An 11759-nucleotide genomic window follows, 5' to 3' on the forward strand; every position below is an offset into this window, starting at 1 on the left:
ACCACACAATGGCGGATCGCAGTTTGCGTGGCATGAGGTTGGGCGCACAAAGCCTTCAAAGCGAAGAGGGCGTAACCTTTTCACCACGAGTTAGTCACACGTATCTGTGTGCGACGTGCGCGCGGGAGACGGTGATGATTTTCTCGGCGGAGGCTGAGGCCCCCGACGAGTGGGAGTGCCGTTTCTGCTCACAGACCGCTACGCGTCTGGTGGACTCGAAGCCGGTGATCGTGGATCACTCGGACGAGAAGGTTCCGCGCACACACTGGGACATGCTCCTCGAACGGCGCACCCGCGCCGAGCTCGAAGAACTTCTGGAAGAACGACTGACTTTCCTGCGCGCCCGTCGGGGCCAGCAGAAGATCGGCGCCTGACGTTTCCACACGGTTAAGCCCTGCGCACTCGACTTTGTCGGGTGCGTAGTGCGTTAACGAGGCAGAGGAGGAATCCGGCGAGGCCGAGCCCGGAGACGAACCACTCGAGCGCCCGGCCCCCGATCATCGCCGGGGTGACCGTATCGCTGAGCGGCACCGTGTCGACCATCGCACCGGGTGTCCAGGTCGGCAACCGGTCAAGGGTTTCTCCGTCGGGCGTGATGATGGCGCTCGTTCCCACCGTGGAGATATTCACGACGGTCCGCCCGGCCTCGATGGCCCGGAGTCGGGCGATGGCCAGTTGCTGCACGCTCTCGTCGGTGCGCCCGAAGTCCGCGTTGTTCGTCTGGGCGAGAATGATCTGGGCGTTGCCGGTAATCATTTCCTGTACGAGCTGGTCGTCGGCGATGTCGAAGCAGATCGCGATGCCCGCCTTGATCCCGTCGATGTCGAAGACATTGTCCCTGGTGCCGATCGCGTAGTCCCTGGAGATCAGGTCGATCAGGTCCGGGGCGAACGGCCGCCAGAAGGCGCGGTCGGGCATGTACTCGGCGAACGGCACGGGGTGAACCTTGTCGTAGATGTCAACGGCGCCCTCGCCCGCCTTCCAGAGCAGGGAACTGTTGTAGAACTTGCCATCCCGTTGGGTGATCGTGCCGGCGACGATCGGCGCGTTCATTTCCGTGCCCAGGTAATCGAGCACCTTCGCCGCGTCGGCCGAACGGGTCGGGTCGATGTCGCTGGCGTTTTCCGGCCAGACCACGAAGTCGACCTTCTCCCCGATCAGGGGCAGCGTTGCCGAGGTGTGGTCTGCGAGGATCTGGCCCGGCGAGTACCGGGCGAAGAGGCCGGCATCCGAGGCACCCTGGACGGCGGCGATCCGTGCGCTCCCCGAGGTGACGGTTGGCCAGGCCGGCACGAGGAGCAGGAGCGCCACGGAGGCCACTCCCAGGCTCCACCGGGTGAGGGCGCCGAGGCCCACCTCCCGCACCAACTGAACGGCCAGGACGCTCAGCCAGACGATGAGGAAGCTCAAGCCCGACATTCCGACCCAGGCGACCAGGCCGTTGAACGGGCTCTCGGACTGTGAGATCGCGACGCGGCCCCAGGCGAAGCCACCGTAGGGCCAGACGGCGGAGATGGCCTCACGGGCGGTCCACAGGCCGGCGACGATGACGGGGATGACGCCGAGCCGGCCGAGCCGGCCGGGCCACACTCGCGGCCCCACGTTGAGGACCACGCCGATCAGGGCGAGTCCGACACCGAAGAAGATGGATTCGAGGCCGGCGAGGGCCAGCCAGGGCACCGGCCCCAGGTACAGGGTGAGCCAGCTGATGTGGATCAACCAGAACGACAGCCCGGCGACCATGCCGATCAGCAGCCCCGCCCACGGTCCCCGGCCCAGCAGGGCGACCATCATCAGGGCCACCCCGATCGGCGCCAGGATCCACCAGGACCGGTCGGGAAAACCGGCGTCGAGGATGCCCCCGGTCGCCGCGGCGAGCATGACGGCCGCCTGGAGCGGAAGTTGCCGCCGCGCGGTCTGCTGATTCACCTCAACGGCCTATGCGACGGAGGAATAGGCGACGATGCCGCGGCGGATCGCGTCCATGGCCTGACGCGCGGTGCGTCCGACCGGACCGTCGGCGACAACGGAGAGCTGGTCGAGGAGGTCGATGGTCTGCTTGGTCCAGCGCACGAAGTCGCCGGCGGCCATCTCCGCCTCGTCGAGCACCTCGACGAGAGACCCGTCACGAGCCCATTTCCACATCGCCAGGCTGAGGCCGACCGCGAGCGGGTTGCTGCCGGGAAGCTTGTTGTCGCGCTCCAGATCGTCGAGGCGACTCCACAGTTCCTCGGTCTTGTCGAGGGCCGGCCGGAACGCACCCTTCGGCAGGTAGCGTTCGTCGATCATGCCCTCGTCCCGGCGGGGTTCGAAGACCAGGGCGCACGCCATGGCGGCCAGACCGGCCGGGTCGAGGTCATTCCACAGGCCACGGCGCAGGGACTCCGCGACGAGCAGGTCCCGGTCGGCGTAAATGCGCCGCAGAATGAGCCCACTCTCGCTGAGCGTGACGGATCCCTCGGTGTCTTCCAGCAGGTAGCCGTGGCCGAGGAGAACATCGGTCACGCGGTCGAACACGCGCGCGACGGCGCCGGTGCGGGTCGTGATCTGCTGGGTCAGCACATCCGTGTCCCGTTTCAATTTCCACCAGCGCTGGGCCCACCTGGCGTGCTGCTCACGCTCGGGGCAGCTGTGGCAGGGGTGCGCGCGCATCCGTTTGCGCAGGCTGGCGAGTTCTCGTTGGCGCCGCTCCCTGGCGGCGCGCGCGCCGGTTTCACCGGCCGCACTTTCACGCTCCACATCGGTGAGTTTGCGGCGGATCGCGGAGTATTCGGTGAAGTCGCCGAGGTGGCAGACCATGGACCTGGCGAAGCCGGCCAGGGACTCCTCCTGCTGGCGCACCTTGCGAGCCATGTCGACGACGGCTCGGTCGGCCTGGAACTGGGCGAAGGACGATTCGAGTACGTCCCTGGTGCGTTCCCGCCCGAACTGGTCGATCAGGTTGACGGCCATGTTGTAGGTGGGCTTGAAACTGGAATTGAGCGGGTAGGTGCGTCGTGACGCGAGTGAGGCGACCGCCTGCGGGTCGAGCCCGGGCGCCCATTGGATGACCGAGTGGCCCTCGATGTCGATGCCGCGGCGACCGGCGCGACCGGTGAGCTGGGTGTACTCCCCCGGTGTGATGGGGACGCGTGCCTCGCCGTTGAACTTCTCGAGCTTGTCGAGGACGACGGTGCGGGCGGGCATGTTGATGCCCAGGGCCAGCGTTTCGGTGGCGAAGACGGCTTTGACGAGCTTCTTTTGAAAGAGCTCCTCGACCACCTCTTTGAACGCGGGCAGCATGCCGGCGTGGTGGGCGGCCACCCCGCGCTCGAGACCGTCGAGCCATTCGAAGTAGCCGAGAACGCCAAGGTCCTCATCCAGCAGAGTGCGGCAACGCTCGTCGACGATCTGCCGGATCTGGTCGCGCTCACGCTCATCGGTGAGCCGCACCCCGGCCCGGAGCACCTGGCGAACGGCCTGGTCGCAGCCGACCCGGCTGAAGATGAAGAAGATCGCCGGAAGCAGGTGTTTGCCCTCGAGCAGCCGCACGATCTCCGACCGGTCCATCCGTCCCGCGTCGAAGGAGGACTGCCGGGCAGCCCGATCGCGGCCGCTCCCCCGCCGCCCGCCGCCGCCGGTGCGGATCGGCGTACCGCGACCGCCGGCCTGTGCGAGGCGCACCAGCTCCGGGTTGACCTGATGGGTACCGGCCAGGCCGGTCGAGTCGAACAGGTCGAGCATCTTGCTCTTGACGAGCACGTGCTGTTCGAGGGGCACCGGGCGTTCCTCGGAGACGATCACGTCGGTCTCGCCTCGCACCGCCTGGAGCCAGTCGCCGAATTCCTCGGCGTTGGAGACCGTGGCGCTGAGCGAGACCATGCGCACTGTCTGCGGGAGGTGGATGATGACCTCCTCCCAGACCGCGCCACGGAAGCGGTCGGCCAGGTAGTGCACCTCATCCATCACCACGAAGGCCAGGTTCGTCAGCAGGTCGGAGTCGGCGTAGAGCATGTTGCGCAGAACTTCGGTGGTCATGACGACGATGCGTGCCTGCGCGTTGACGTTCGTGTCCCCGGTGAGCAGCCCCACCTGGTCGGCGCCGTATTCGGCGACGAGTTCCTGGAACTTCTGGTTGCTCAGCGCCTTCATCGGCGCCGTGTAGAAGACCTTCCGGGACGTTCCCTGCATGGCCAGATAGATGGCGAACTCGGCGATCAGGGTCTTGCCTGCCCCGGTGGGGGCGGCCACGAGCACGCTGTTCCCGGCCTCGAGCGAGGCGCAGGCGGCCAGCTGGAAGGCGTCGAGGTCGAATTTCAGTCCGGCGCGGAACGCCTCGAGCTTCGGAGCCCTGGCACGGTTTCTGGAGGCCGAGAAGCGTTCGGCCGGCGACTGCAGTGAGGTCATCGGATGCGCCTAAAGCGCCAGCTCCTGTTCGAAGGCACGGTTGCGCCGGGCGGCGCGACGGTCATGCAGGTAGGCGATGCCATAGGCGGCGAAGTAGAGCACCACCATCGGGATGGCCAGGAGGAACATCGACACCACATCGGCGGCCGGGGTGGCGATGGCCGTGAACAGGACGATCACGAGGATGGCAACCCGCCAGGACTTGATGATCGATTCGGCGCTGATCACGCCCGCGAAGTTGAGCAGAACGATGAAGACCGGCAACACGAATGCGACGCCGATCGCGAAGACGAGTTTCAAGACGAAATCGAAGTAGCTCTGGGCTGTGACGAGCGCCGCGTCCTGAGCCGGGGCGAAGCTGGTCATCAACTCGACCACGTGCGGCAACACGAAGAACCCGGCCGCGCACCCGGCGAGGAACAGGGGCACGGCGGTGAAGAAGAAACCGAAGGTGTACCGCTTTTCGGTGCGGGTGAGGCCGGGCACGAGGAACGCGAAGACCTGGTAGAGCCACATCGGACTGGACACGACGAGGCCGACGTAGAAGGAGATCTTCAGCTTCAGGTCGAAGGCCGAGGTGATGTCCGGGTAGTTGAGCTGGGCGCTGCGATTCTGTGCGGTCGCGATGGTGTAAATCGGCTCCCGCAGGGCGTCCCAGACGTAGTCGGAGAGAAACCACCCGACGATGGCACCGAGCAGGATGCCCGCGGCCGCGAGGAAGAGACGCTTCCGCAGCTCAAGCAGATGCTGCCCGAGCGACATCTTCCCGTCGGCCGACGCGCGCCGAGGAGTGCGCCGTGGCACGGAGCTTAGGACTTCGAGTTGGGGTCGGCGGGGCCGGCGGTCTTCGAGGAATCGTTGGCCGACGTGCCCGCATCAGACCCGGGGGTTTGATTCTCGGGTTCGTCACTCTTGATCTCGCTCTTGAAGATCTTCATCGACTGGCCCAGGCTGCGTGCGAGGCCCGGAAGCTTGGGCGCACCGAAGAGAAGGAGAACGATGACAAGGATGATCAGGAAATGCCATCCGGTCAGGTTGTTAAGCATGAGGTTCCGTCCTCTGGGTGGAAGGGGCTTGCTGCAACAGTTTACCTCGGGCCACCAAGCGATCCCGACGCAGCTGGCGACGGAGCAGCCGTTCGGCGCGGGTGAGCTCGAAGTCGAGCTGGATATCCGCCCTGGTTTCGAACACGGCGGGCCGGAACCGCGGCTCCGGCGGGAGATCGGGCCGATCCCCGAGCTCGGCGACCTGATCGCCGAGTCGTTCGAGCGCATCGGCCGTGCGGATGGCCTTTCGGAAGAGCGCGTAGCCGAACCAGGCCAGCATCGCGAGCAGGCCAAGGACCAGACCGGTCCAGATCAGAATCCAACTCCACCAGGGCATGGGTTACTCGTCCTGCACGGGGACGACCGCGTCATACCGGGCCGCGCCGGCGGCGGCCCAGTCCCTGGTCAGCGCCCGCGCCTCTGACGGACCGACGACGGTGACGACGCCGGCGAGAGCGGCGACCATTCGCTTGAGACCGTGAAAGTGGGCGACCCGGAGGGACTGGAGGACCATGCCGTCTTTCCGGCCGGGGCCCGCGCCCTGGGGTGCGTAGTCGGCGAGCAGCGGAACCGCGGCAGCCGGGAGCTCGACGACGACCTCGAGGTCGGACTCTGACCCCTGGAAGAGCGTGTCGGGCAGCGTCTGCTCGGTGCGGTCCTCGGTGGGAAGATCCGTGACTCGCAGGCCGCTCATCCGGTCCAGCCGGAACGTGCGCATGGCGCCGCGCAGGTGACACCAGCCGCGCAGGTACCAGTCCTGGTCGACCGACTCGATGCGCAGCGGATCGACGTGCCGCGCCTCATGGTCGCCGCGGGAGCTGAGGTAGTCGAACTCGATCTGGACGCCGTTTCCGACCGCGACCTTGATCAGCGCGATGGCCGCCCCCGGTTCGGTGCTGGACACGGCGACCTGGCTGGGGGTGGCCGATGCGCTGCGGGTGAGTTTGGCCATCAGGGAGGCGATGGCCTCGATGTCCGCGTTCTCGGGCAGCGACGACAGATACTGCAGGCCCGCGATCAGCGCCGCCGCCTCCCTGGCGGAGAAGCGCGGAGAGTCGTCGATCGCGACCAGGTGGGTGAGCACGATGTTGTCGTTGGTCTCGAACTCCTCCCAGTGGATGTCGAAGAGGTCGCCGTGCAGGTACTGGCGGGTATCCCCGGGAATCCCCGACATCGCGATCAGGTTGACCGCGTCGCGCACCCGTTCGGGCGAAACCCCGAAGTGGGCGGCGACCGTACTGACGCTGACCCGTTCGTGATCCATCAGGTAGGGAACGAGCGACAGGAGGAACGTCAGTTTGTCGGAGGCCCCCAGGGCCGGTGCCGCGCTCATGCCGTGCCTTCCTGAGCGGGGTCGGTGTGTGCGTCCCTGACCCCGACCAGGCGGGACAGGACGGCTGCGCGAAGCGCGACCGGCGACCGCACGAGTACCTCGGGCCCGTATCCGGCTAGTTCATCGGCGAGGATGTTGAGGTCGGTGTAGTGCAGCGCCACCATCGATTCCCCCGCGAGCAGGCCGGGTTCCAGGGCCTGGCGTTTGGAGAGGCGAACCCCGGCGTCGCTGCCGGGTTCGACCGTGATCTCGGCCAGGTTCGCGCGCCAGAGCGCGTCGAGCTCGGCGAGGGCCTCCTGGCCCTTGCCTTCGCCGTCGGGCACGAACGTGGCCCCCGGAACGTTGGTCACCGGGCCGACGATCCGGGACAGGAGGAAGGTGCGCGTCGCCTGGGATTCCTGGTCGGTGCCGAAGAGGTGCCAGCGCCCTTCGTGCAGCACCACGGCCTGCGGGGCGACCCGGCGACGCCGCGGGGCGCCCTCCCCCGGCTTGAGGTAGTGGAAGGCGACGATCTGGCCTCGGTCCATCGCCTTGCTCAGCGGCTCGAAGGACGCGTCCCGAACGCGCAGGGTCGGCGAGTAGCCGAGCACGGGGTCGGTTGAGTCGACGCCGAGGGAATTGAGCTTGGTGAGCGCGCGTCGGGACTCGCCTGAGAGCGAGCCCTCGCGCCACACGGTGGCGGCGAGTTTCAGGAGCATGAGCTCGTCAGCCGAGAAACTCACATCGGCCGGGAGCTCGTAGAGCCCCTTGGGGATGCGGTAACGCAGATGATGGTTACTTCCCGGATCGTCCGGCGGTTCGACGGTCTCGAGCGGAATGCCCAGTTCGCGGATGTCGTCCTTGTCGCGCTCGAACTGGCGCTCCAGGCTGGCATTGTCGCCACCGACCGCGTAGCGCTGCCGATAGCCCTGCACGGTGGAGAGAATCTCGGACTTGGACAGGCCGATCTCGGTCGCGATGAGCGCGAGAACGAGGCTGAACAGGCGTTCTTCAACCGAGATACGGCTGGGCTTCTCCGGGATGGTGGACACGGTGCGAGTCTACCGAACCGTTGCCCGAGGCTCTCGCCTAGTCGGTCCCGAGAATATCGGCCACGAAGATGAGCGTCGAACCCGCGGGGATCGACCCTTGGGCGGTGTCACCGTAGGCCAGGTTCGGCGGGATCACGGTGACGATCTGCGATCCGACGGTCTGGCCGATCAGCGCGTTGGCGAAGCCGGGAATGATCCCGCCCTGGGTCTTGGACCCGTCCGCGGCGAGGAACTGTACCGGACCGTTCTTGGCCCAGCTCGAGTCGAAGACGGTCTTCTCGGACCAGAGCACCCCCGTGTAGTGCACGGTCACGGTGTCGCCCTCGGCAACCTTACGGCCGGTGCCCTTTTTGAGCACGCCGATCTGCTGCTTGGTCGGAGCGGCGCCGGACGGGACGGAGATGCCGGGCGTGCCGTCTGCGGCGAGCACGACTCCGGGCAGTCCGTTGGCGACGGGCTGGCCAGCGCCGTCTGCGCGAGGCAGGTAGGACTTCACCACGTCGATCACGAAGACCAGGGCGTCGGTCGCGGCCACGCCGATCTGATCGTTTCCGCCCTGCGGGCCGAATGCGTCGTCGGGCGTGACGACCACGGCGACCCGCGACCCGACCTGGGCGCACTGGAGGCCCTCGGCGAGGCCCTTGATCGTCTTGTCGTTGAGCACGAATGACGTGGCGCTGGTGCCGTCATACTTGCTCGCGTCGATGACGGCGCCGGTCGTGCCGTTGTACACGGAGAGTTCGATCTTGACCTGTTGTCCGGAGACGAGGCCGGGGCCCGTGCCGGGCAGGATCTCGCTGCGCTGGGTGGTGCCGGACTTCAGCGGGGTCGGAAAGCTGACCGTGGGAGCACTGCCGGCCTCGCCGGTGACCGAGACCAGTTTGGCGGCCGCGCCATCCGTGACCGGCGACTGGCAGGACGCGGCGGCTGAGCCGTCGGTGCTGCAACCGCTGAGGACGGTCATCAGCAGCGCCGCGGTTGCGACGAGTACAGGAGCTCTGCGCACGGGTTCTCATTTCTGGGGGAAGTCCGGGTGGTGCGGGAAGTTTGCGGCGATTCGCGGCCGGAGCCAATCCTAACCGGCGCCGGTCGCGGCCGCCGCCTGTCCAGGCCGGCCCGGCCCGGGGATCAGTCTTCGGGTTCGCCGGAGTCCGCTTCCCGGGGCTCGATCTCGTCGCCGGCCAGGTTGCGTGCCTTGGAGAGCGCCGCTCCCGTTTCGGCGATGCGGATCCTCTTGCGCATCACCTTGGGGCTGATGCTGCGTTCGCCGAGGGCGCCCGGGGTCCAGGCCTCCACGTCGGCGTCGGAGAAGTCGGTCTTGGACGGGCGGCGTTTGAGCTCCGGCAGGATGGTGTCCGGGGCGAGGCGCCGGGCCGTGATCAGGAATCCGGTGTGCCCGATCATCCGGTGGTCGGGGCGCACGGCCAGTCCTTCGACGTGCCAGCCGCGCACCATGGTCTCGTGCGAGTCGGGGTTCGTGTACTGCCCGGTTGCGCGGATGGCCTCCGCAACCCGCGAAAGCTGGGTCACCGTAGCCACGTAGCAGAGCAGTACTCCCCCGGGTTTGAGGGCGGCGGAGACGACCTCGAGGCATTCCCACGGCGCGAGCATGTCGAGAACGACCCGGTCGACACTCTGGTCGGGCATGGTCTCCGGCAGGGTGGCCGCGAGGTCGCCGAGCGTGATCGACCAGTTCTGCGGGTCGGAGCCGAGGAACGTGGCGACGTTGTCGCGGGCGACATCGGCGAATTCCTCGCGGCGTTCGAAGGAGGCCAGCCGGCCGGCGGGACCGATGGCCCTGAGCAGCCAGATCGAGAGGGCGCCGGAGCCGACGCCGGCCTCGACCACGGTGGCGCCGGGGAAAATATCGGCCTGCGCGAGGATCTGGGCCGCATCCTTCGGGTAGATGATGGCGGCGCCGCGCGGCATGGACATGACGAAGTCGATCAGGAGCGGTCGCAGGGCGAGGTGCTCGACGCCGACGTTGTTGGTCACGACGGAGCCGTCCGGCAGGCCGATGATGTCGTCGTGGGCCAGGATGCCGCGGTGCGTGTGGAAGACCTTGCCCGGCTCGAGGGTGATCGTGTTCAGCTTGTTCTTGGGGCCGGTCAACTGCACCCGGTCGCCGATCCGGAACGGACCGCTGTTCTGGATGACCTGGTTGTCGCTCATACGCTGCTTACGTCCTCGTGGTTGGCCGATTCGGGATCGGGCTGAATCGGTGTTCGTTCGGGTCGGCCGCGCCGCTCACCGAAGACGGCGGTGAGTCCCGCCAGGGTCCGCCCGGAGAGGGTCGGCCACAGATCGTAGTGTGCGCTTTCCGGGAGGGAGACAATGTGGGGCACGCCGATGACGACCGCACCGGAGGCGACGGCAGCAGCGATCCCGGGCAGGGAGTCCTCCACGGCGAGGCACCACCCGGGGTCGACGCCCAGGTGGCCGGCCGCGGAGAGGTAGGCCTCCGGATGCGGTTTGCTGTTGGTGACCATATCCCCCGCGACGATCGTGTCGAAGGCGGAGAATCCGACGAGGTCGGCGACCTGGCGCGCCATCCGTTCGGTGGACATGGTGACGAGCGCCATGGGAACGCCGGCCGCCTTGAGTTCGGTGAGCAGGGGCAGTGCGCCGGGGCGCCACGGCGGTCCGAGGTCACGCAGCAGCTCCTGCACCCGGTCGGTGAGCCGGTTCACGATCGCGTCTGCGTCGAGGTCGACCCCGCGCCCCTGCAGGATCGACGCGGACCCCCACAGGCCGGAGCCGACGAGCAGCATGCCGTCGCTGTGGGTCCAGGCGCCGCCGAACGACTCGACGAGCTCGGTCTCCGCCCGCATCCAGTACGGCTCGGAGTCGACGATGGTCCCATCCATGTCCCACAGCACGGCCGCAGGCAGGAGTGTTTTGGAACGGATCGGGTGCACGGAGTCCAAGTGTAGAGGGCACCGCCTATCCTTGACTGATGGTGCGCCGGGTGGCGCGCTCCCGGGATCGAGGTTTCACGCAGTGACAGATGGCAACGGATTCCTCAGCGAACGCCTCCTTGTGGTCGCGTTCGAGGGCTGGAACGACGCAGGCGAGGCGGCCACCGGGGCGGTCGGCACGCTCAAGGACCTGCTCGATGTGTCCCCCCTGGCGGAGATCGACCCGGAGACCTACTTCGATTACCAGTTCAACCGGCCGACCATCTCCGCCGGCGAAGACGGCATCCGGGTGCTCGAGTGGCCCAGCGCGGTCATGTACGGGCCGACGACCCCGGGAGACTCTGCGGTGCCGTTGGCCGACGATGCACAGCTGCAGGTGAGCGGCACCAACGCCGGCAACATCTATCTGCTTCTCGGCACCGAACCCTCGCGCAGCTGGAAGAGCTTCGCGGCGGAGATCCTGGACGCGGCCCTCGCCGCGGACATCGGCGGCATCGTCTTCCTCGGGGCGATGCTCGCCGACGTGCCGCACACCCGCCCCATCTCGATTTTTGTTTCCAGCGACAACCCGCAGGTGCGGGCCGAGCTGCAGATCGAACGCAGCTCCTACGAGGGCCCGGTGGGCATTCTCAGCGTGCTCGCGATCGCTGCGGAGGCGCTGGGCATCCCCACCCTCTCGATCTGGGCATCCGTGCCTCACTACGTGCACAATGCGCCGTCGCCCAAGGCGATGCTGGCGTTGATCGACAAGCTCGAAGAGATCATCGACGTGGTCATTCCCCGTGGAGACCTGGTCAACGAGGCCTCGGAATGGCAGAGCGGGATCGATCTTCTGGCCGCCGAGGACGAGGAGATGGCCGCCTACATCGCCCAGCTGGAGCAGGCCAGGGACACCGTTGATTCCCCGGAGGCCAGCGGCGAGGCGATCGCCCAGGAGTTCGAGAAGTACCTTCGCAAGCGCGGCGACGGCAGGGACGGCCGCGGCGACGGCCGGGCGGACGGTCGACCCGGCCCCGAGGGGCCGCGCCAGCCCTGATCCGGTCCG

12 protein-coding genes are annotated in these 11759 nt (G+C 67.5%); 2 read left to right on the forward strand and 10 right to left on the reverse strand.

Translation table 11 applies throughout. The features are described 5' to 3' along the window. The first annotated feature begins 8 nt into the window (after positions 1-8). On the forward strand, positions 9-374 hold the full coding sequence (locus QMG61_RS02415) for an RNA polymerase-binding protein RbpA (protein ID WP_134524827.1): 366 nt from the start codon (positions 9-11) through the stop codon (positions 372-374). 13 nt (positions 375-387) lie between these two features. Here QMG61_RS02415 and lnt read toward each other — a convergent pair whose 3' ends face one another. From lnt to QMG61_RS02465, 10 genes are all read right to left on the reverse strand, one after another. Then, the gene (lnt, locus tag QMG61_RS02420) at positions 388-1929 is read right to left on the reverse strand and encodes an apolipoprotein N-acyltransferase (RefSeq protein ID WP_283492741.1); all 1542 of its coding nucleotides are present in this window, start codon (positions 1927-1929) and stop codon (positions 388-390) included. A gap of 9 nt (positions 1930-1938) precedes the next feature. After that, positions 1939-4386 carry a DEAD/DEAH box helicase gene (locus QMG61_RS02425; RefSeq protein WP_283492742.1) on the reverse strand — a complete coding sequence of 816 codons (2448 nt, stop codon included), beginning with the start codon at positions 4384-4386 and terminating at the stop codon, positions 1939-1941. A 9-nt stretch (positions 4387-4395) separates the two neighbouring features. Then, positions 4396-5148 carry a twin-arginine translocase subunit TatC gene (gene tatC / locus QMG61_RS02430; protein WP_283492743.1) on the reverse strand — a complete coding sequence of 251 codons (753 nt, stop codon included), beginning with the start codon at positions 5146-5148 and terminating at the stop codon, positions 4396-4398. Positions 5149-5195: 47 nt separating this feature from the next. Next, on the reverse strand, positions 5196-5432 hold the full coding sequence (gene tatA / locus QMG61_RS02435) for a Sec-independent protein translocase subunit TatA (protein WP_283492744.1): 237 nt from the start codon (positions 5430-5432) through the stop codon (positions 5196-5198). After that, on the reverse strand, positions 5425-5769 hold the full coding sequence (locus tag QMG61_RS02440) for a hypothetical protein (RefSeq protein WP_283492745.1): 345 nt from the start codon (positions 5767-5769) through the stop codon (positions 5425-5427). The genes tatA and QMG61_RS02440 overlap by 8 nt, the downstream gene beginning before the upstream one ends. 3 nt (positions 5770-5772) lie before the next feature. Continuing rightward, positions 5773-6765, reverse strand: a complete 993-nt coding sequence (locus QMG61_RS02445; RefSeq protein WP_283492746.1) for a helix-turn-helix transcriptional regulator — start codon at positions 6763-6765, stop codon at positions 5773-5775. Then, positions 6762-7796 carry a helix-turn-helix transcriptional regulator gene (locus QMG61_RS02450; RefSeq protein WP_283492747.1) on the reverse strand — a complete coding sequence of 345 codons (1035 nt, stop codon included), beginning with the start codon at positions 7794-7796 and terminating at the stop codon, positions 6762-6764. The genes QMG61_RS02445 and QMG61_RS02450 overlap by 4 nt, the downstream gene beginning before the upstream one ends. A gap of 37 nt (positions 7797-7833) precedes the next feature. Then, complete coding sequence (locus QMG61_RS02455) at positions 7834-8802, reverse strand: FKBP-type peptidyl-prolyl cis-trans isomerase (RefSeq protein ID WP_283492748.1); 969 nt, start codon at positions 8800-8802, stop codon at positions 7834-7836. A gap of 122 nt (positions 8803-8924) precedes the next feature. Beyond that, positions 8925-9968 (reverse strand): tRNA (adenine-N1)-methyltransferase, encoded by a 1044-nt coding sequence (locus QMG61_RS02460; RefSeq protein WP_283492749.1) that lies wholly within the window; start codon positions 9966-9968, stop codon positions 8925-8927. Next, positions 9965-10714: an HAD family hydrolase gene (locus QMG61_RS02465; protein ID WP_283492750.1), complete on the reverse strand. Its 750-nt coding sequence runs from the start codon at positions 10712-10714 to the stop codon at positions 9965-9967. Before QMG61_RS02465 ends, QMG61_RS02460 begins: the two co-directional genes overlap by 4 nt. 82 nt (positions 10715-10796) lie before the next feature. On the opposite strand from QMG61_RS02465, the gene QMG61_RS02470 reads away from it, so the two are divergent. Next, positions 10797-11750, forward strand: a complete 954-nt coding sequence (locus QMG61_RS02470; protein WP_283492751.1) for a PAC2 family protein — start codon at positions 10797-10799, stop codon at positions 11748-11750. Positions 11751-11759: the final 9 nt, after the last annotated feature.

Source organism: Cryobacterium sp. PH31-AA6 (assembly GCF_030063195.1).
GTDB lineage: Bacteria > Actinomycetota > Actinomycetes > Actinomycetales > Microbacteriaceae > Cryobacterium.

Coding starts and splice junctions, on each gene's coding strand:
- QMG61_RS02415 (WP_134524827.1), top strand. CDS start 9: ATGGCGGATCGCAGTTTGCGTGGCATGAGGTTGGGCGCACAAAGCCTT.
- QMG61_RS02425 (WP_283492742.1), bottom strand. CDS start 4,386: ATGACCTCACTGCAGTCGCCGGCCGAACGCTTCTCGGCCTCCAGAAAC.
- tatC (WP_283492743.1), bottom strand. CDS start 5,148: ATGTCGCTCGGGCAGCATCTGCTTGAGCTGCGGAAGCGTCTCTTCCTC.
- tatA (WP_283492744.1), bottom strand. CDS start 5,432: ATGCTTAACAACCTGACCGGATGGCATTTCCTGATCATCCTTGTCATC.
- QMG61_RS02440 (WP_283492745.1), bottom strand. CDS start 5,769: ATGCCCTGGTGGAGTTGGATTCTGATCTGGACCGGTCTGGTCCTTGGC.
- QMG61_RS02445 (WP_283492746.1), bottom strand. CDS start 6,765: ATGAGCGCGGCACCGGCCCTGGGGGCCTCCGACAAACTGACGTTCCTC.
- QMG61_RS02460 (WP_283492749.1), bottom strand. CDS start 9,968: ATGAGCGACAACCAGGTCATCCAGAACAGCGGTCCGTTCCGGATCGGC.